Below are 18238 nucleotides of genomic sequence, written 5' to 3'. Positions count from 1 at the left end.
GGCTCAGCCGCCGGGAGCGCGGAAGGCGACCTGCCGGCGGGCGGCCTCGTCGATCTCCTCCGGGGTGAGCAGCGCAGTGGCCCGGGTGAGCAGGGCGCCGCTGGCCTTCACGTGGAGGGAGACGGCTGCCATGGCCGCCGGGTCGGGGAAGTCGACGACGAGCACGACGTCGTCCGCACCGAAGGCGAAGTACATGGCCTCGACGCTTCCGCCGAGACCGGTGACGACCTGCTCGACGGCGGCGCGGCGACCGCTCCCGCCCTCGTCGAGCAGACCCTTCGTGCCCTCGGTCGTGTAGCTGGCCTGAATGAGGAACTTCGGCATGACGCTCCCTGCACGTCGGTGACCGGTTACGCACAAGGGGCTTCCCGCTCCGGCCCCGCCCGCCTCCCGTGGCGCGGCCGGATCACCCGTTGGGCGGTCCGCGATGCCGCCGCCGGCGGGCACGGTGACCGCGCGTCACCCGGCGTCCGTCACGGGGAGAGTGTCCAGCGGGGTGCCGTCCTGGCCCAGGCCGCGTCCCACGCGGCGAGGTTGTGCCGCCGCACGGCGAGGGCCGCGGTGCCGTACGCGGCCGCGCCGGTGCCGACGGTGGCCAGGACCGCGCAGATCGCCCAGCCCATGACGCGGGAGCGGATCTCCTCGGCGGTCAGCGGCGCCCCGGTGATCTCCCCGTTTTGGTCGGCCCAGACGCGTACGGTGCTGCCCGCGCGCAGCCCGGGCTCGACCTCGGTCCGCACCGTCCGGGAACGGCCGTCGGGGCCGTCGACGCTCACCCGCGCCGGGTACCGCGTCCGCCCGGCCTCCGCCGAGCCCGGCTCGGGGTGGCGCGGCACGTCCCGGAGCAGGACCGCGGTGGTGGGCCGCCGGGTCTCGGCCTGGTGCTGGGCGGTACGGGCGTAGTGCCGGCGGGCGGCGTCGCCGGCCAGCAGGGCGACGACGGGGGCGGCCGCGAGCACGGCCGCCAGCAGGCCGATGCCGAGCCACGCCTGGAGCAGATCGGAGCGGCGGCGCAGGGGATTGCCGCGCAGCCGCCACGGCGTGACCCGGGGAAGGTCGCCGGGAGGCGGCTGAGCGGGCGGGGGTACGCGGCCGGCCAAGACGACCTCCTTCCGGTGGCGGGGACGGCGCACGGGAGGGCGGGCTAGCAGGGGTGCGGGCCGGGTGGCAGGAGGGCGCCGGCACCGGTCGTGGCGGGGTGGCGGTGGGCCGCTTCGAGGAGTTTCGCGGCACCGCGTACCGCGGCGGTGTGCGGCGCCGGGACGACGCGGAGCGGCACGTCCAGCCGGCCGGTGAGCCGATGGGTGATCTCGGGCCGCAGCGCGCCGCCGCCCGCCAGCAGGGGGCCGCGGCGCAGCGCGTCGAGGGCGGCGGAGGAGCGGTCCTGCCGCACCATCGCGGCCACCATGGCGGTCACCGCGTCGCAGAGGTCCGCGGGCGGCACGGTGTCGAGGTCGCCGGTGCCCAGAGCGGTACGGCGGGCGTCCACGACGGCGCCGTCGGACAACAGCACCACCTCGGTGAGATGGGCGCCGACGTCCACCACGAGCACGGGGCGGGCCTGGTCCGCGCCCGCGGCCAGCGCGACGGCCCGGGCGCCGGGGACGGTCAGCACACCGCGCGGGCGCAGCACGTTCACGGCGGTGCGGGCCGCGTCCCGGTAGGCGACGCCGTCCAGGACCGGGGCGGTGACGATGACCAGCGGCCGGGTGAGGCGCGGCAGCCGGTTCGAGAGCAGGCGCTCCAGCATCCTCGCGCAGGCCGGGGTGTCGACGATGGTGCCCCGCTGGACGGGGTGGACCGCGCCGGTGCCGGGAAAGGTGACCGTGGGCACGTCGAGGACCAGTCCCCGGCCGGCGATCCAGGCGCGGGTGCGGGCACTGCCCAGGTCGAGGGCGATGCCGCAGCATTTCGGGCACCGGGGCCAGGGCCGGTGCCCGGTGACGCCGGGGCGCCGGACAGCGGTCATCGGCCGGCCTCCCGGACCTGCTGGCAGCGCGCGCAGTAGCGGGCCTGCGGCACTATGAGCAGCCGCTCGCGGTCGATGGGCCGCCGGCACAGGTGGCAGGCGCCGTAGCGGCCCTGGTCCATGCGCTCGAGTGCCGCGACGACGTCGGTGAGGACCATGCGGGCGGAGGCGGCGAGCTTGACGTGCACCTCGACCTGCCCGGCGGCGCCCTGCCGCAGCAGGTCGTCGGTGCGGGACGGGACGGCGGACGCGATCTGCGTCAGCTGCTCCTGGCGGAACAGGCGCTGTTCGTGCAGGTTCTCGCGCAGTGCGGCGACGTCCTCGGGCGACAGGCGCGGATACGGGTGCGGCGCGTGCCTCGCCGGCACGCGCGGGCCGGTGCCGTGTGTCTCCGGGTCGCCGATGATCTGGTGGGTCACCACTTCACCCCTCGGGCAGAGCGGAACGGAAGGCGGGTCGGGGGACGGGGGAGGGCGCGGGGCTCAGGGAGCGACGCGCCGGCAGGTGACGCAGTAGCGGGTGTAGGGCAGGATCTCCAGCCGCTCCACGGGCACGGGCTTGGCGCAGTTCTCGCAGGTCCCGTAGGTCCCCGCCGTGACGCGGGCGAAGGCGTCGTCGATCTCCCTCAGCACCCGCTCGATGGCGGTCCGCTGCGCGGACATCAACTGGTCGTCCGCCGGGTGCCCGTTCTCGTTCACCGCCTCGAGCTGGACCAGCCGGGTGCCGCGCGCGTGCTCCAGGCGCCGACGGGCCTCGTGGGCGGTGAGGCTGCGCAGGTGGCCATCGGCGGCGGGGGTGTCGATCGACATGGTGCTTCCCTCTCTCGGGCCCGGACGGTCCGGGGTCTCGGACGGGCGGTCCTCGGTCACTGCCTCGACCCTCGCCGTTCCCGTCGCCCCTGCCCATCGGGCGCGGACCCCATTTACCGAGCGTCACGAGCCCTGACCCGGCCGGGAATGGGTGGGCGGCGGCGGAGAAAATGGGCCGCGCGCCCCATCGCCCCTGCGCGCCGAAGGCGGGCAGGCTGGGGGCGGCCAGGGCAGCGGCCCGTCCGGGGCACCCGATGCCCGACAGTGGAGGCAGGCCGCATCGCGCGAAGGAGGCGTACGTCCCGGTGTCCCTGTTCTGGCGGATCTTCGGACTCAACGCCGTGGTGCTCGGCACGGCCACGGCACTGCTGCTGTGGGCTCCGGTGACCGTCTCCGTCCCGGTCGTGCTGACCGAGGCCGTGATCCTGCTCGGCGGTCTGGCGGTGATGCTGGTCGCCAACGCCGGGCTGCTGCGCTGGGGCCTGGCCCCGCTCGACCGGCTGACGAAGCTGATGACCACCGTGGACCTGCTCCGTCCCGGCCAGCGGCTGCCCGCGCACGGCGGCACCGAGGTCGCCGAGCTGATCCGCGCCTTCAACGCGATGCTGGAGCGGCTGGAGCAGGAACGCGCCACCAGCAGCGCCCGCGCCCTGTTCGCGCAGGAGGCCGAACGCCGCCGTATCGCGCAGGAACTGCACGACGAGGTGGGGCAGAGCATGACCGCGATCCTGCTCGCCCTGAAACGGGCCGCCGACCAGGCCGGTGAGCCGCTGCGCGGAGAGCTGCACCAGATGCAGGAGATCACCCGGGAGAGCCTGGACGAGGTCCGCCGCCTGGTGCGCCGACTGCGGCCGGGCGTGCTGGACGACCTGGGCCTGGTCAGCGCGCTGACCTCGCTCACCGAGGACTTCGCCGCGCACACCGGGCTGCAGGTGCAGCGCCGCTTCGACGCCGACCTGCCCGCCCTGGAGCCGGAGACCGAGCTGGTCCTCTACCGGGTGGCCCAGGAGAGCCTGACCAACGCCGCCCGGCACGCCGAGGCCGACCGCGTCGTCGTGGCCCTGCAGCAGGCCGAGGGCAGGGTGGAACTGGCCGTCACCGACGACGGCTGCGGCATCGAAGCCGCCCGCGAGGGCGCCGGCATCCGCGGCATGCGCGAGCGGGCCCTGCTCATCGGGGCCCGCATCGACATCACCCCCGCGCCCGGTGCGGGCACCCAGGTGCGGCTCACCGCACCCGTTCCCAGGGAGCAGCCGTGACCATGCCCGCAGCCACCCCGATCCGCATCCTGCTCGCCGACGACCACGCGCTGGTCCGGCGCGGAGTGCGGCTCATCCTCGACCAGGAGCCCGACCTGGAGGTGGTCGCCGAGGCGGGCGACGGCGCGGAGGCGATCGCGATGGCCCGCACGCACGACGTCGACCTCGCCGTGCTGGACATCGCCATGCCCCGGCTGACGGGCCTTCAGGCCACCCGGGAGCTGATCGCGCTGAGACCGGGGCTGCGCGTCCTGATGCTCACGATGCACGACAACGAGCAGTACTTCTTCCAGGCCCTGAAGGCCGGTGCCTCGGGGTACGTGCTGAAGTCCGTCGCCGACCGGGACCTGGTCGCCGCCTGCCGGGCCGCGGTGCGCGACGAGCCCTTCCTCTACCCAGGGGCGGTCACCGCCCTCATCCGCAACTACCTGGACCGGGTGCGGCACGGCGAGGAGACGCCGGACCAGATCCTCACCCCGCGCGAGGAGGAGGTCCTCAAGCTGGTCGCGGAGGGGCACTCCTCCAAGGAGATCGCCGAGATCCTCTTCATCAGCGTCAAGACCGTGCAGCGGCACCGCGCCAACCTGCTGCAGAAGCTCGGTCTGCACGACCGCCTGGAGCTCACCCGCTACGCCATCCGCGCCGGCCTCGTCGAACCCTGACCCCGGCCCACCGACCGCCCGGTGCCCCGGCCGCCAACTCCCCGGCCGGGCCCGGGCCCCATGTCACCGCCACCGCCACCGCCACGAAAGGGGGCAGGCACATGCGCCCAGCACCGCGCACCCCCCTTCGCGTGCCCGCCCTCACGGCTCTGCTGGCCCTCCTGCTGGGCGCCCTCACCCTGCTCGACGGCCCCGTGGACACCGCCCGTCCCGCGCCGCCGACGGTCCTCCTCGCTCTCACGGCGCACTCCGCCCCCTCGGCCGGTGACGGCCCCGCCGGGGCCTCCGGGTCGGCCTCCGACCCGTCGGCCGTCGATGGCGGCGCCAGGTCCTCGACGGCGCACTCCGGCCACTCGGCCGGTGACAGCCGCGCCGTCCCGCACGCCGCCGTCCCGCACGCCGATGAGCCGCACGCCGATGAGCCGTGCGCCGGTGTGCGTGCCGCCCGGGCGGCCGTCCGGCAGGAGGCCCACAGGGACCGCTCGGCCCCCCACGGACCGCTCGCCGTGGCCGTGCCCGGTGCGGAAGTGGTCCCACCCGGCGGTGAACCGGACGGCGGGCCGCGGCCGGCCGCGCCCTCCCGGCCCGACCGGACGGCGGCGGATCGCGGGCGAGCACCACCGCCCGCGGCGGCCCGCGCCTGAAACCGGCGCCGCCGCCCGTCGCCCACTCACCCGTTCAGCCATTCCCCCATTCATCCGTGCCGATCCGCCGCGGCCGCACGGCCGCAGCCGTGGCATGCCCGCCGGAGGCCCGTGTTGATCCGCTCCGCCCGGGTGAGGGCGCTGCTCGCCCTCACCGTGATCGCCGTGTCGCTGTACATCGCCCTCACCGTGCCGATCCGTCTCGGACTCGATCTGCGCGGCGGCACCCAGATCGTGCTCCAGACGCGTTCCAGCCCGACCGCCACCGCCGACCGCGAGGCCACCGACCGCACCCTGGAGGTGCTGCGCGGCCGCGTCGACGCGCTCGGCGTCGCCGAACCCAGCCTCGTCCGCTCCGGTGACGACCGGATCATCGTCGAACTCCCCGGTGTCCGGGACCCGAAGCAGGCGGCCGAGGTACTGGGCCGCACCGCGCAGCTCACCATCCACCCCGTGGCCGGAGCCGCCACCGCCGGCGGGGAGCGGACCGGGGAGCGGGTCCTGCCCGACGGTTCGGGCGGGCAACTGCGCCTGCGGGAAGCCGCCCTGACCGGACAGCAGGTCAAGGACGCCGCCGCCCGCTTCGACCAGGAGTCCGGCGCCGGATGGCACATCACCGTCGACTTCGGCGGCACCGGCCGCGCCGAGTGGGCCCGGCTGACCGGGGAGGCCGCCTGCGAGCCGGTGGGCGACCCCGCGCGCCGTGTCGCCATCGTCCTCGACGACAAGATCATCTCGTCGCCGGAGGTCTCCCCCTCGGTCGCCTGCGGCACCGGCATCACCGCCGGCTCCACGCAGATCACCGGCTCCTTCGGCGACGCCGAGGCCCGCGAACTGGCCCTGCTCATCAAGGGCGGTGCCCTGCCGGTGGCCGTGGAGACGGTGGAGCAGCGCACGGTCGGCCCCACCCTGGGCGCCGAGGCCATCGCCGCCAGCACCTGGGCGGCCGTCATCGGCACCGCCCTGACCTCGCTGTTCGTCATCGCCGTCTACCGGCTCATGGGCATGCTCGCGGCCCTCGCCCTGCTCTGCTACGGCCTGATCTCCTACGCCGCCCTGGCCGCCCTAGGCGCCACCCTGACCCTGCCGGGCCTGGCCGGGTTCGTCCTGGCGATCGGCATGGCCGTGGACGCCAACGTGCTCGTCTTCGAACGCGCCCGCGAGGAGCACGCCGCCCGGGAACGCCCCACCCCGCGCTCGGCGCTGACCGCCGGCTTCCGCAACGCCTTCAGCGCGATCGCCGACTCCAACATCACCACCCTGATCGCGGCGGCCCTGCTGTTCTTCCTCGCCTCGGGACCCGTACGCGGCTTCGGCGTCACCCTCGGCATCGGTGTCCTCGCCTCCATGGTCAGCGCCCTGCTCATCACCCGGGTGCTCGCCGACCACGCCGCGTCCCGCCCCTGGCTGCGCGCCCGTCCGCACCTCAGCGGCATCGCCACCACCGGCCCGGTCCGAGACCGTCTGCTGCGCCGCGATCCGCAGCTCATGCGCCGGCCCCGCCGCTGGCTGGCCGCCTCCGCCGTGCTCCTGGCGCTCGCCGGAGCCGGTATCGCGCTGCGCGGCCTGGACCTCGGCGTCGAGTTCACCGGCGGACGGCTGGCCGAATACACCACCGGTGCCCCGGTCGACCCGGACAAGGCCCGCGCCGCGCTCGCCGACGCCGGATTCCCCCGGGCGGTCGTCCAGTCCTCCGGCGACGACCGGCTGACGGTCCGCACCGGAGCGCTGACCGACGCGCAGTCGTCCGAGGTCACCCGGACGATCGGCGCCGTCGGGGGCGGGGCGGACCGGATCCGCGACGAACTGATCGGCCCCAGCCTCGGCGAGGAACTGCGCCGCAACGCCCTGATCGCGCTCGCCCTGGCCCTCGGCGCCCAGCTCCTCTATCTGGCGGCCCGCTTCCGCTGGGTGCTCGGCACCGCCGCGGTCACCGCGCTGGCCCATGACGTACTCGTCCTGCTGGGCGTCTTCGCCTGGCTGGGCAAGCCGGTGGACGGCGTGTTCCTCGCCGCCCTGCTCACCGTCATCGGCTACTCGGTGAACGACTCCGTCGTCGTCTTCGACCGCATCCGGGAACTGCGCCGGCGTCCGCGCGCCGCACCGCTGCCCCAGGTCACGAACCATGCCATCCTGCAGACGCTGCCCCGCACCGTGAACACCGGCATGGGAGCCGCGCTCATCCTCACCGCCCTGGCCGTGCTCGGCGGCGACTCCCTCACGGACTTCGCTCTCGCCCTGCTCATCGGTCTCGTCGTCGGCACCTGGTCCTCGGTCTTCGTCGCCGCCCCCGTGGCGATCGAACTCCAGGACCGGACCGGCGGGCGCGGGCGGCGCGCGGGCTGAGGAGGGCCCGCGCCGGACGGCGGGCGCCGCACCGCAGCGGCGCTCCCGCCCGGCGCGGGCTAGGATCCGGGTCCATGGCGCTGACCGTGCACGACGTGGACCGGTTCGAGGCGTCCAGGCCCCGCCTGGAGGCGATCGCCTACCGCCTGCTCGGCTCGGCGGGCGAGGCGGAGGACGCCGTGCAGGAGACGTTCCTGCGCTGGCAGGCCGCCGACGTCGGCAGCATCGTGGTGCCCGAGGCCTGGCTGACGAAGGTGCTCACCAACCTGTGCCTCACCCAGCTCACCTCCGCCCGCGCGCGGCGCGAGACATACGTGGGCCAGTGGCTGCCCGAGCCGCTGCTCTCCGGGGACCCGATGCTCGGACCCGCCGACACCGCCGAGCAGCGCGAGTCGCTCTCGTACGCGGTCCTCACCCTGCTGGAACGGCTGTCCCCCAACGAGCGCGCGGTGTACGTGCTGCGGGAGGCGTTCGACTACCCGCACCGGGAGATCGCCGAGATCCTCGACCTCACCGAGGCCGCCAGCCAGCAGATCCTGCACCGCGCCAGGAAGCACCTCGCCGAGGGCAGGGCCCGGGCCGAGATCGACGGGGCGGCCGCCCGGCGGATCGTGGAGGAGTTCCTCGCGGCCGCCACCAGCGGCCGGACCGAGCCTCTCGTGCGGCTGCTCACCCAGGACGCCGTCGCGATCGGCGACGGCGGCGGCAAGGTCCCGGCCCGTGCCAAGGCGTTCGAGGGCGCGCTCGCGGTCGCGAAGTTCATGCGCGGCCTGTTCAAGCCCGGCACGGCCCAGCGGAACCTGGTCGGCGGCCCGCTCGAGGTCCACGTCGCGACGGCCAACGGCGGTCCGGCCATCGTGGCCCTGGTCGAGGGCCGGGTCATCGGCGTCCTGTGCCTGGAGATCACCGCCGACGGCATCGCCGCGTTCCGCAGCCAGGTCAACCCCGACAAGCTCGAACGCGCGACCAGGCGCTGGGCGGCCACCGATCACGGAGAACCCCAGCTCAGGGCCTTCTGACGCATATGTGACCCGCTTCACATCAGTCACCTGTCAGGAAACGGCGGGCCGCCCGGTTCAAGGGGCGAATCCGCTGAAGACAGGAGCAGGGACATGCAGCACCGCATCGTCGTCCTCGGAGCCGGATACGCCGGGGCCATCGCCGCCGGACGCCTCGCCAGGCGGCTGCGCCCCGAAGACGTCGCCATCACCCTCGTCAACGCCGAGCCCGACTTCGTCGAACGCGTCCGGATGCACCAGCTCGCGGCCGGCCAGGAGCTGCGGCCCCGGCCCCTCGCCGAGATGTTCGCGGGCACCGGCGTGGAACCGCGCCTCGCGAAGGTCACCGGCGTCGACGCCGACCGCGGCACGGTGGCCGTCGAGACCGCGGACGGCGCCGGGGAACTCGCCTACGACACCCTCGTGTACGCCCTCGGCAGCGGCTGGAACGACCAGGGCGTCCCCGGCACCGCCGAGCACGCCCACGACATCGCCGGCCGGGCGGGCGCGCTCCGGCTGCGCGAGCGGCTCGCCCGGCTGGAGGCCGGCCGGGCCGTGGTGGTGGTCGGGGGCGGGCTCACCGGAGTGGAGGCCGCGACCGAGATCGCCGAGGCACGCCCGGACCTCGACGTCTCCCTCGCCGCCAACGGCGGTCTCGGCGACGGGCTCTCGCCCAAGGGCCGCGGTCACCTGCGGAAGGTCTTCGGCCGGCTCGGCATCACCGTGCACGAGCACGCCACCGTCACCGCCGTCGAGGCCGACCGGGTCGTGACCGCCGACGGCGGGTCCGTCCCGGCCGCGGTCACCGTGTGGACCACCGGCTTCGCCGTCCACCCGATCGCCCGGGCCACCGCCCTGGAGGTCACCGACACCGGCCGGATCGTGGTCGACGGCACCATGCGCTCGGTGTCCCACCCGGACGTGTACGCCATCGGCGACGCGGCCATGGCGACGGGCGTCGCCGGCCGGCCGCTGCGGATGTCCTGCGCCTCGGGCGTGCCCATGGCGTGGCAGGCCGCCGACGCCATCGCGGCCCGCCTGACCGGCGGCAAGCTGCCGAACGTGCCGCTGCGCTACTTCAACCAGTGCGTCTCGCTGGGCCGCGGGGAGGGTCTGATCCAGTACGTCACCGGCGACGACCGGGCCGTCCGGGCGGCCCTGACCGGACGGCTGGCGGCCTTCTACAAGGAGCTGGTCTGCACGGGCGCGGCCTGGGGCGTCGCCAACCCGACGCTCGGCGTCCCGAGCCGGCGCCGCCGCGTCGTGCGGCAGCCGGACCGGCCGGGCCGTCCGGACCAGGTGGCCGAGGCGGTCGTCTGACCGCGGCGCGGGACGGGCGTCCTCGCGGTGAGGGCGCCCGGGCCCGCCGCCGGACGCCGTGCGTCACAGCTCCGTCGCGGGCCAGTCCAGCAGGCGGGCGCCGATCGTGGCGGTCTGCAGCATGTAGCGGTGGGCCGGGTCAGAACGTGCCCGGGAGGCCCGATGATGACGTCGTTCCTGATCCCGCCGGCCACCGCCGCGCTGATCGTGGCGCTCTGCACGGCCGTACTGATCCGCCGGGACCGCCGCCGGATGACGCCGTCCGCCGAGGCCCGGAACGCCCGCTCCACCCCCCGCTCGTCCGGCAGTTGACGGGTCGACCGGCGCCGGCACGACGCCCGCGACGGCGCCCTGCTCCTGGCCCACGGCACCGCCGGCACCCTTCCCGCCCGGCGTGCCACGCGGCCGGTGTAGCTTCACGCCATGTCCCTGGCCTTCGGTTCTCTCGGCGTCCTGGCGGCCCTGCTGGCCGTGATCAACGCAGCCCAGACCTTCTTCGGCCGCCGGTTCGTCAGATCCTTGTCGAGCGCGCGCCCGGCCCGCCGGCTGCGCGCCGAGTCGGCGGTGGCCGCCGTCGTCCTGTCCGGCGCCTCCCTGGCGGCCTTCGGCGTCCTGGCGGGCGGCCAGTGGCCCGCGCTGGGCGGCGCCGTGATGCTGGCCGGCTGGATCGCCCTCGTCCTGGTGCGCCGGCGGTTCACCGCCCGGGCGTAGGCGCCCCCCGGCCCGGGCGGTGAACCGGACGGCACCGCGGCCCATCCGTCCTCCGGCCCGTTCCGGATCACCCGCGCGGTCCTTTCACCGAGGCGTTCGCGTAAGAGTCCTGCGGAACGCGGACGGGACCCGGACCGCGCGGTCCGGGTCCCGTCGGGCGCACCGTCAGGAGGACGGCATCAGCACCGTGTCGACGATGTACACGTTGGCGTTGGCGGTCTTGACGTTGCCGCAGACGACCTTCGAGGAGTCGTTGACGGTGTAGGACTCACCGGAGCCGGACGTGGCGAGCTTCGACTTCTCCAGGGTGGGGAAGGAGCCGTTCTCCAGGTCCTTGGGCGCGAGCTTCCGGCCGACGACGTGGTAGGTCAGGATCTTCGTCAGCTGGGCCTTGTCGGCCAGGACCTTGTCCAGGGTGGCCTTGGGGATCTTCTTGAAGGCGTCGTTGGTCGGCGCGAACACGGTGATGTCCTGCGCGTTGTTGAGCGTGTCGACCAGGCCGGCCTTCTTCACGGCGGAGACCAGGGTGGACAGGGCCGGGTTGTTGGAGGCGGCGGTGGCCACCGGGTCCTTCGCCATGCCGTCGAAGGAACCGGCTCCGCTCTTCGGCACCGAGGAGCAGGCGGGCCCGAAGGGCTCGTCCATGGCCGAGGCGGAGCCGCCCATGCCGTCGTCCGAGGCGCCGGCCGACGCCGACGCCTTCGCGTCGGAGTCGGACTTGGCGGAGTCGCTGCCGCCGTCGGAACAGGCGCTGAGCGCGAGCGGCAGGACGGCCGCGGCGGCCAGGGTCACGGCGGTACGGCGGATACGGCTGTTCATCAGATCTCTCCTGGTGGTAGCGGCAGCCTGAGCTGCCTGTCCTGAGGGAAAAGGGTTGGTTCGGAAGGTCACTCGACGGTGACCACGACGGAGTGCCATCCACTGGCGCCGTCGGGGACGGTCCGGGTGCGTCTTTCGGTCTGCACCCGGCCGGAGCGGTCGGTGGCGCGCACGGTGAGCGTGTGGCCGCCCTTGGTGGCCCGCCAGGGAAAGGACCACTGGCGCCACGTGTCACGGCTGTCCTCGGCGGCCAGCCGGGCCTCCTGCCAGGGCCCGTCGTCGACCCGGACCTCGACCTTGTCGATGCCGCGGTGCTGCGCCCAGGCGACCCCGGCGACCATGACCGGACCGGCCGCCGGCCGGGCGAAGGGCTTGGGGGTGTCGATCCGGGACTGCGTCCTGACGGGCGCCCTGCGGGCCCAGCCGTGCCTGACCCAGTAGGGGTCGTAGGCGTCGAAGGTGGTCAGCTCGATGTCCGTGATCCACTTGCAGGCGGAGACGAACCCGTAGAGCCCCGGCACCACCATCCGTACGGGGAAGCCATGGTCGAACGGCAGCGGCTCCCCGTTCATGCCGACGGCGAGCAGCGCGTCCCGGCCGTCCATGACGTCCTCGACCGGGCTGCCGATGGTCATGCCGTCCACCGAGCGGGCCACCAGCTGGTCGGCCGGACCGCCGTGCGAGGGCGGCCGGACCCCGCACTCGGCCAGCAGGTCGGCCAGCCGGGCACCGGTCCAGCGCGCGGTGCCCACGTAGGGGCCACCGACCTCGTTGGACACACAGGTGAGGGTGATGTCGCGCTCGACCAGGTCGCGGCGGAGGAGATCACCGAAGGAGAGCACGACCGGCCGGGACACGCCCTTGCCGTGGACGCGCAGCCGCCAGGTCGTGGCGTCCACCTTCGGGGCCACCAGCGCGGTGTCGACCCGGTAGAAGGCACCGCTGGGGGTGATGAAGGGGCTCACGCCGGGGATCCGCAGACCGGCCCCCCGGGGAACGGCGTCCGCGGGCGAGCCGGGTGCCGGCAGCACCAGCCGGTCGCGGGAGGCGACCGCGTCCCTGCCGCTCGCACCGTTCAGCGACCGGCCCAGCGCGCCGGCCCCGGCGGAGGCGACGGCGGCGGCCGTGGCGGCGATCACGAACCCACGCCGGTCCCAGTCGCCGCCGGAACCCGGCCCGGCCCCCTCGCCGTCGGCCAGGTCCTCGGCGGAACACGGCGCGAATCCCCCGCCGTCGGCCGGGTCCTCGGCGGAATCCGGCGCGAACCCCTCGCCGTTGGCCGGGTCCTCGGCGGAATCCGGCGCGAATCCCCCGCCGTTGGCCGGGTCCTCGGCGGAACCCGGCTCCCGCCGCGCGAGCCGACCCGCGAGGACGAGGAGGACAGCCGCTCCCGCGCCCGCGCCCACGAGCGAAGGCAGGGCGTCGGACAGGCCGCGCGAGTCGGGCCGGCCGGTCGCCGCCAGCGCGCCGACGACGCCGAACAGCAGCACCCCCGCAGCGCCGGCCTTCCGGAAGCGCAGCGCGGCGATTCCGAGGGCGAATGCGAAAAGCGCCAGCACCGCCAGAATTCCGAGTTGCAGAACCAGCTTGTCGTCGGTTCCGAAATTCCGGACGGCCCAGTCCTTCACGGTGGCCGGGGTGCGGTCGATCGCCGCCCCTCCCACCGCGACGACGGGCCCCGCCTGCGGACGGACCGCCGCCGACACCAGCTCGGCCAGGGCGAGCGAGGCGAAGCCCGCCACGGCACCGGCGAGCGCGCCCGCCGTCACGCGGAGCGGCCCCGAGGGCCGGTGCGGTTTCTTCTCGTCGTCGGTCACGTGGGGAATCCGGTTCCACAGGGGTTCCGGATTGGTCGTCCACCCGATCGAGTGAATCTTTTTTCCGCACCAATCCGCGTGCCGCGCCGCTACGGATAAAAGAAAAGGCCCTTCCTGCCCGGGCCCGCCCTCGGGCCCGGACCAGCCGTCAGGCGGGGAAGCCCAGCAGGGCGACCGGCGCGGAGGTCGGCTTCGTGGAGCCACCCGCCGGCTCCACCGTGACCCCCATGCCCGACGCGCCGTCCACACCGCCGCGCAGCAGCACGGCCTGGTCGGTGCGGCCGGGATCCATGAGACCGGCCGACCGCATCGTGCCGCCGTCGTCGTACCAGAGCTGGTAGACCTTCCCTCCCGCGGGCCGGGCCATCCCGGAGGCGACGAACACGGCCTTGTCCCGTCCCCGGGAGACGACGACGCTTCCGGTGGCGCCGTCGCCCAGGGCGGCGGTCCGGGTCCGCGCGTCCGGTGCCGCCAGCACGGCGGCGATCTCGGCGGTGCCCTGCCGGGCGCTGCGCGCCTGGCGCAGGGCGTCCTCGGCTCGCTGGTGCTGCCACACCGTCGTACCGCCGAGTGTGGCGGCCGCCGCGAGACAGGCGGCCAGGGCCCACCGGGACAACAGCCGCGCCCGCTTTCCGGGCCGGCCCGGACGGGCCCCGGCCGTGCCGGGCGGCACCTGCCGGACGGAGGAGATGTGACGCAGGACCCGCGCGCGCAGGGCCGTCGAAGGCGTCATGGTGGCGGCGAGCCCCAGACGGGCCGCGGTCGCGGACAGCTCGGCGGTCTCCTGCGCACAGGGCTCGCAGTCGGCCAGGTGACGCTCGAACGCGGCGCGTTCCTCGTCGGACAGGGCATGCACGGCGTAGGCGCCGGTCATCCGGTGCAGGTCGGCGGTGGTGGTCACGCGGTCACCCCCAGGCAGTCACGCAGCCGGATGAGGCCGTCCCGGAGCCGGGTCTTGGCCGTGCCGAGGGGAAGGGTGAGCGCCTCCGCGACCTGGCGGTAGGTCAGCCCGCGGTAGTAGGCGAGCGTGACGGCCTGCCGCTGGATCTCGGTCAGCGTGCGCAGGCACCGTCGCACCTGTTCCCGCTCCAGCCTGGCCTCGACCTGTTCGGTCACCTCGTCGAAATCGGGCGTCCGCGCCAGCAGGGCGGCCTTGTGGTCCCTGACCGCCGCGGCCTCCACCGAGCGCACCCGGTCCACCGCGCGGCGGTGCGCGAGCGTGAGGACCCAGTTGAGGGCCGTGCCGATCTCGGCCCGGTAGCGGGGCGCGGTCCGCCAGACCTCCACCAGCACCTCCTGCGCCACTTCCTCCGACTGAGCCGGATCACGCAGCACGGCCTGCACGACCCCGAGGACGGGACCGGCCACGGCGTCGTAGACGGAGGCGAACGCGTCCTCGTCGCCCAGGGCGACGCGGCCCATCAGCTCCTGCAGATCAGGTTCCGACGAGGGATTCGCGCCGATGTACACGGCTTCTCTCACAAGGGGCCTCCGCGGGTTGCGACATCTCCGGACGTAATCCGGTCCAGGAGCGGTGGCGGATTGGTCCCGGCGTGAAGGAGCGCGCCTACCCCGAAAGAGCGGTCCGACGCCCCGTCGTCGGCTCGCCGTCACCCCGGCTGCGAGGGCCCCCACTCCGAGGAGCCGAGCGGATGGCTGTACGCGGGGCGTCCCACGTTCCCGCTGGTGCGGAAGGGCTTGCCGTTGTCGTCGACGCGTACGGTGCCGTGCCGGGCGCCGCTGGACCAGTCCAGCTCCAGGTACCAGCTCACGTTGTGCGCCCGCGCGTCCGCGAAGACGTAGAAGACCTCGGGGTCGGACTCGCTCACCTTGTAGGGGAAGTCGCGCTGACCGGCCTTCGGGGTGAGCGCGGGCCGCCCGGCATCGAGGTCCGTCCCGAACGCCGCCGTTCCCACACCACCACCGCACCCGACGCCCATCGCGAAGTCGTTCCAGGCGAGCGGCGCGCTCTTCTCCACCACCCGCACATGCAGGTCCTCCAGGACGACGGTGGCGCTGCCGGTCCCCTGCACGGTCAGCGCGAGCATCTGCTGTCCGCCGGCGACCCCGCCCAGCGCGGTGACCCACCCGCGCGCGTCCGGCTCACCCGGCGGCGGAGGCACCTGCTCGGGCTGCCGGTCGACCAGGTAGTGCTGGCTGCACGGGTCCTCCCACTTGTACGGATCGACGGCGACGGCGGGCGCGGTGGCCCCGTCCCCGTAACCGCCGCCCCGTGCCGCCCCGGCCCCGCCGCCACGGGTGGCGGAGGCGGAGGCGGAAGCCGGGGGACCCGCGCCGCGGGAGGCGGACGGCGCGGGCGAACCGCTCTTCGCGCCGCCCGTCCCCGGGGCGCCGGCACTCCCGGAGACGGGCTGAGAGGCCATCGTTCCCGTGGACGGGTCACCGGCCCGGCGGAGCTCGCCCCCGCCCTCGCCGGACAGGAGGTTCGCCACGAGCGCGGCCGACACCACGGCGGCGGCCACACCGGCCCCGGCGAGGACGACGGCACGCCGCCGCGCCACGCGAGCCCCCGCCGAACCCCGCACCTCACCCTCGGCCCGGGCCCCGGCCGTCCCGGCCGGGGCCGGCGCCTCGGGCTCCGCGGTTCCGGAAGCGTGCGGCGCCCCGGGCTCCGCCGCAGCGGACACGGCCGGCGCTTCCGCCTCCGCCGTCCCGGCCGCGGCCGGCGCTTCCGCCCCGCCCCCCGTCCCCTCCGGCCCGGTCGCGGACGGCTCTTCGGCCACCGCGGCCCCGGTCCCGGCCTCCGCTGCCCCGCTCGCCCGCTGCCGGCGCCGGGCGTCCGCCAGAACCCACCGCCGGTGCAGTTCCACCAGTTCCTCGGGCGTCGCCCTGCACAGCCGTGCGAACCGTTCCACGGGCGCGTAGTCCGTCGGTACGGCGTCCCCGTTGACGTACCGGTGAAGCGTGGACGCACTCGTGTGCAGCCGCTTCCCGAGCACCCCGTAACTGAGCCCGGACCGTTCCTTCAACCGGCCCAGCAGCTCCGGGAAATCGTCCCCCGTCACCGTTCCGTCCCCTCCAGGCGTCCCGGGCCCCCGTTCCAGGGGGAGGTCATTTCAGCAGGTCAGAGCTGTTGCGAGCGTTCCAGCGTCCCGGATGTCCCGGCAGTCCTGGCGACCGGGACGGATCACCGCACAAGCTTGGGCCATCCAAGCACGCCGCTCCCGGATCCCGGACGAGCGGCCCACGTCAACACCCGTACCGCACAAGGGGGATCCCATGTCCACTCGCACCCGCCGCACCCGTCTGCTGTTCGCTTCCGCACTCGCCGCCACCGCGCTGACGCTGACGGCGTGCAACGACGGACAGGATGTCCGCGACGAGGGGGCGTCGGCCGGAACCGCGTCCACGCCGGCGCCCACTGCCTCCGCCACGTCCTCGGCCAAGGCGGGCGGGGGGACCTCCGACGGCTCGGCGGACGGCTCGGCCGGCGGTGCGGCCGCTTCGAGCGGCACCACGGGCTCCCAGGCCTCGTCCGGTTCCAAGGGCTCGTCCGGGTCCACGGGCTCGAAGGGTTCGCCGGACTCGAAGGGCTCGGGGGCCATCTCCCGCTGCTCCGTCTCCGCCACCCGGACGACCGCCACGGTGGTCTCCCGCCCCCTGAACCACCTGCTCCTCACCGTCACCAACACCGGCTCGAAGAACTGCGACCTTCTCCACTACCCGGCGGTCCGGTTCGGCGAGGCCCAGTCCGTCCCGGCGGCCTACGAGGACTCCAAGCCGCAGGCGGTGGTCACGCTGGCACCCGGTGAGTCGGGCTACGCGGGCGTCCGTCTCTCGGCCGGGGACGGCAGCGGCTCCCACGGCTACACGACCAAGTCCCTGGAGGTCTACTTCGACACGAGCGCGAAGGTCGCCGCCCACCCGGCGCTGCCCGCGAAGGGCGTGTACGTCGACGACTCGGTCCAGGTCACGTACTGGCAGTCGACGATGGACGACGCCCTGAACTGGTGACACGCGAACGAGCCGGGGCCCGCACCTCAAGGGTGCGGGCCCCGGCCACGTGGTGCGCGAACCACGGGTTCGCGACGATTCGCGTCAGCGTCAGGCGGGAACGATGTTCTCCGCCTGCGGGCCCTTCTGGCCCTGCGTGACGTCGAAGGTCACCTTCTGGCCTTCCTGAAGCTCGCGGAAGCCGGTGGTGGCGATGTTCGAGTAGTGGGCGAACACGTCAGCGCCGCCGCCGTCCTGCTCGATGAAGCCGAAGCCCTTTTCCGCGTTGAACCACTTCACGGTGCCAGATGCCATATTGAATCTCCCTAGAGGGGCAGTGCCGGATCCGCACTTTACGGAACCGAGTGGCCGCGATGATCACCCCTCCGGAAAAATCCGGAAAGCTGTGCAAAGAAAAAATCTCTGGCAACCAAAACTGCAACCGGTAGCCAAGCTAACACAGGTGCCGGGCGCGGCACCTGAGCATTTTCCGGAGCGTCGGGTAATTCTCGGCCGGCCGCCGTCGTCAATTCTGTACCGGCGGGACTAGCTATCCGTGACGCGTCCGTCCAGCTTCCGGCGCATTTCCCGATTCAGGCGGAGAGCGTCGTCGAGCTGGTCCTCGAGGGAGACGATGCGGCAGGCCGCCTCGACGGGAGTGCCCTGGCCGACCAGTTCGCGAGCCCGGGCGGCGACGCGCAACTGGCGGCGGGAGTAACGGCGGTGGCCTCCTCCCGAACGCAGGGGGGTGATGAGCCCGGTCTCACCGACGGCCCGGAGGAAGGCGGGCGTGGTCCCGAGGGCGTCGGCGGCCCGCCCCATGGTGTAGGCGGGATAGTCGTCGTCGTCGAGGTTGCCGGCGACGGGAGCTGTATCGGCGGGCATGGCACCTTCGTCTCGGGGGTGCGGCGGGGAGGCCCGGGGTCCGCG

21 protein-coding genes are annotated in these 18238 nt (G+C 74.4%); 9 read left to right on the top strand and 12 right to left on the bottom strand.

From position 1 onward, the window contains the following. Window positions 1-3: 3 nt before the first annotated feature. The 5 genes from AB0924_RS01280 to AB0924_RS01260 all read right to left on the bottom strand — a co-directional run bounded on the left by AB0924_RS01280 (window position 4) and on the right by AB0924_RS01260 (window position 2778). Window positions 4-324 carry a GYD domain-containing protein gene (locus tag AB0924_RS01280; protein WP_358938096.1) on the bottom strand — a complete coding sequence of 107 codons (321 nt, stop codon included), beginning with the start codon at window positions 322-324 and terminating at the stop codon, window positions 4-6. A 149-nt stretch (window positions 325-473) separates the two neighbouring features. Then, window positions 474-1100: a hypothetical protein gene (locus AB0924_RS01275; protein WP_358938094.1), complete on the bottom strand. Its 627-nt coding sequence runs from the start codon at window positions 1098-1100 to the stop codon at window positions 474-476. 44 nt (window positions 1101-1144) lie between these two features. Continuing rightward, window positions 1145-1969, bottom strand: coding sequence for a rod shape-determining protein (locus tag AB0924_RS01270; RefSeq protein ID WP_358938092.1), 825 nt, complete (start codon window positions 1967-1969; stop codon window positions 1145-1147). Further along, window positions 1966-2337: a TraR/DksA C4-type zinc finger protein gene (locus AB0924_RS01265; RefSeq protein ID WP_358938185.1), complete on the bottom strand. Its 372-nt coding sequence runs from the start codon at window positions 2335-2337 to the stop codon at window positions 1966-1968. Before AB0924_RS01265 ends, AB0924_RS01270 begins: the two co-directional genes overlap by 4 nt. Before the next feature lie 114 nt (window positions 2338-2451). Continuing rightward, complete coding sequence (locus tag AB0924_RS01260) at window positions 2452-2778, bottom strand: TraR/DksA C4-type zinc finger protein (protein WP_358938090.1); 327 nt, start codon at window positions 2776-2778, stop codon at window positions 2452-2454. A gap of 305 nt (window positions 2779-3083) precedes the next feature. On the opposite strand from AB0924_RS01260, the gene AB0924_RS01255 reads away from it, so the two are divergent. The 8 genes from AB0924_RS01255 (at window position 3084) to AB0924_RS01220 (ending at window position 10718) form a co-directional block, all read left to right on the top strand. Beyond that, window positions 3084-4037 (top strand): sensor histidine kinase, encoded by a 954-nt coding sequence (locus tag AB0924_RS01255; protein WP_358938183.1) that lies wholly within the window; start codon window positions 3084-3086, stop codon window positions 4035-4037. Between the two features lie 2 nt (window positions 4038-4039). Then, a complete protein-coding gene (locus AB0924_RS01250; protein WP_358938181.1) occupies window positions 4040-4699 on the top strand; it encodes a response regulator transcription factor in 660 nt (219 codons plus the stop codon). A 101-nt stretch (window positions 4700-4800) separates the two neighbouring features. After that, window positions 4801-5343 (top strand): hypothetical protein, encoded by a 543-nt coding sequence (locus AB0924_RS01245; protein ID WP_366910386.1) that lies wholly within the window; start codon window positions 4801-4803, stop codon window positions 5341-5343. A 114-nt stretch (window positions 5344-5457) separates the two neighbouring features. Beyond that, window positions 5458-7689 carry a protein translocase subunit SecD gene (gene secD, locus AB0924_RS01240; RefSeq protein WP_366910385.1) on the top strand — a complete coding sequence of 744 codons (2232 nt, stop codon included), beginning with the start codon at window positions 5458-5460 and terminating at the stop codon, window positions 7687-7689. Window positions 7690-7763: 74 nt separating this feature from the next. After that, entirely contained in the window at window positions 7764-8708 is a 945-nt protein-coding gene (sigJ, locus tag AB0924_RS01235; RefSeq protein ID WP_358938084.1) for an RNA polymerase sigma factor SigJ, read from the top strand. Between the two features lie 93 nt (window positions 8709-8801). Further along, on the top strand, window positions 8802-10007 hold the full coding sequence (locus tag AB0924_RS01230) for an FAD-dependent oxidoreductase (protein ID WP_366910384.1): 1206 nt from the start codon (window positions 8802-8804) through the stop codon (window positions 10005-10007). A 162-nt stretch (window positions 10008-10169) separates the two neighbouring features. Further along, window positions 10170-10319: a hypothetical protein gene (locus AB0924_RS01225; RefSeq protein ID WP_366910488.1), complete on the top strand. Its 150-nt coding sequence runs from the start codon at window positions 10170-10172 to the stop codon at window positions 10317-10319. 111 nt (window positions 10320-10430) lie between these two features. After that, a complete protein-coding gene (locus AB0924_RS01220; RefSeq protein WP_366910383.1) occupies window positions 10431-10718 on the top strand; it encodes a hypothetical protein in 288 nt (95 codons plus the stop codon). A gap of 165 nt (window positions 10719-10883) precedes the next feature. Here AB0924_RS01220 and AB0924_RS01215 read toward each other — a convergent pair whose 3' ends face one another. The 5 genes from AB0924_RS01215 to AB0924_RS01195 form a co-directional block, all read right to left on the bottom strand. Next, entirely contained in the window at window positions 10884-11537 is a 654-nt protein-coding gene (locus AB0924_RS01215; RefSeq protein WP_366910382.1) for a fasciclin domain-containing protein, read from the bottom strand. A gap of 68 nt (window positions 11538-11605) precedes the next feature. Then, entirely contained in the window at window positions 11606-13354 is a 1749-nt protein-coding gene (locus tag AB0924_RS01210; RefSeq protein ID WP_366910381.1) for a sulfite oxidase, read from the bottom strand. 148 nt (window positions 13355-13502) lie between these two features. After that, complete coding sequence (locus tag AB0924_RS01205; protein WP_366910482.1) at window positions 13503-14228, bottom strand: anti-sigma factor; 726 nt, start codon at window positions 14226-14228, stop codon at window positions 13503-13505. Between the two features lie 23 nt (window positions 14229-14251). Beyond that, on the bottom strand, window positions 14252-14836 hold the full coding sequence (locus tag AB0924_RS01200) for a sigma-70 family RNA polymerase sigma factor (protein WP_358938076.1): 585 nt from the start codon (window positions 14834-14836) through the stop codon (window positions 14252-14254). Window positions 14837-14964: 128 nt separating this feature from the next. After that, a complete protein-coding gene (locus AB0924_RS01195) occupies window positions 14965-16380 on the bottom strand; it encodes a helix-turn-helix transcriptional regulator (RefSeq protein WP_366910380.1) in 1416 nt (471 codons plus the stop codon). Between the two features lie 214 nt (window positions 16381-16594). Here AB0924_RS01195 and AB0924_RS01190 point away from each other — a divergent pair, with 214 nt between their 5' ends. Next, window positions 16595-17329 carry a DUF4232 domain-containing protein gene (locus tag AB0924_RS01190; protein ID WP_366910379.1) on the top strand — a complete coding sequence of 245 codons (735 nt, stop codon included), beginning with the start codon at window positions 16595-16597 and terminating at the stop codon, window positions 17327-17329. A gap of 90 nt (window positions 17330-17419) precedes the next feature. Here the strand turns inward: AB0924_RS01190 and AB0924_RS01185 are convergent, their stop codons facing one another. Next, window positions 17420-17623: a cold-shock protein gene (locus tag AB0924_RS01185; RefSeq protein WP_030736617.1), complete on the bottom strand. Its 204-nt coding sequence runs from the start codon at window positions 17621-17623 to the stop codon at window positions 17420-17422. A gap of 231 nt (window positions 17624-17854) precedes the next feature. Beyond that, window positions 17855-18193, bottom strand: coding sequence for a MerR family transcriptional regulator (locus AB0924_RS01180; protein WP_358938070.1), 339 nt, complete (start codon window positions 18191-18193; stop codon window positions 17855-17857). Between the last annotated feature and the right edge of the window lie 45 nt (window positions 18194-18238).

This window comes from Streptomyces sp. NPDC047869, assembly GCF_040704065.1.
GTDB lineage: Bacteria > Actinomycetota > Actinomycetes > Streptomycetales > Streptomycetaceae > Streptomyces.
The sequence above is the reverse complement of the archived record's forward strand: the minus strand, read 5'-3'. Positions and strand labels throughout refer to the sequence as shown.

Bases quoted from the DNA above. Each gene is read 5' to 3' on its own strand.
- AB0924_RS01245 (WP_366910386.1), top strand. From the start codon at position 4,801: ATGCGCCCAGCACCGCGCACCCCCCTTCGCGTGCCCGCCCTCACGGCT.
- AB0924_RS01205 (WP_366910482.1), bottom strand. From the start codon at position 14,228: ATGACCGGCGCCTACGCCGTGCATGCCCTGTCCGACGAGGAACGCGCC.
- AB0924_RS01220 (WP_366910383.1), top strand. From the start codon at position 10,431: ATGTCCCTGGCCTTCGGTTCTCTCGGCGTCCTGGCGGCCCTGCTGGCC.
- AB0924_RS01280 (WP_358938096.1), bottom strand. From the start codon at position 324: ATGCCGAAGTTCCTCATTCAGGCCAGCTACACGACCGAGGGCACGAAG.
- AB0924_RS01215 (WP_366910382.1), bottom strand. From the start codon at position 11,537: ATGAACAGCCGTATCCGCCGTACCGCCGTGACCCTGGCCGCCGCGGCC.
- AB0924_RS01270 (WP_358938092.1), bottom strand. From the start codon at position 1,969: ATGACCGCTGTCCGGCGCCCCGGCGTCACCGGGCACCGGCCCTGGCCC.
- AB0924_RS01230 (WP_366910384.1), top strand. From the start codon at position 8,802: ATGCAGCACCGCATCGTCGTCCTCGGAGCCGGATACGCCGGGGCCATC.
- AB0924_RS01250 (WP_358938181.1), top strand. From the start codon at position 4,040: ATGCCCGCAGCCACCCCGATCCGCATCCTGCTCGCCGACGACCACGCG.
- AB0924_RS01190 (WP_366910379.1), top strand. From the start codon at position 16,595: ATGTCCACTCGCACCCGCCGCACCCGTCTGCTGTTCGCTTCCGCACTC.
- sigJ (WP_358938084.1), top strand. From the start codon at position 7,764: ATGGCGCTGACCGTGCACGACGTGGACCGGTTCGAGGCGTCCAGGCCC.
- AB0924_RS01180 (WP_358938070.1), bottom strand. From the start codon at position 18,193: ATGCCCGCCGATACAGCTCCCGTCGCCGGCAACCTCGACGACGACGAC.
- AB0924_RS01260 (WP_358938090.1), bottom strand. From the start codon at position 2,778: ATGTCGATCGACACCCCCGCCGCCGATGGCCACCTGCGCAGCCTCACC.
- AB0924_RS01225 (WP_366910488.1), top strand. From the start codon at position 10,170: ATGATGACGTCGTTCCTGATCCCGCCGGCCACCGCCGCGCTGATCGTG.
- AB0924_RS01185 (WP_030736617.1), bottom strand. From the start codon at position 17,623: ATGGCATCTGGCACCGTGAAGTGGTTCAACGCGGAAAAGGGCTTCGGC.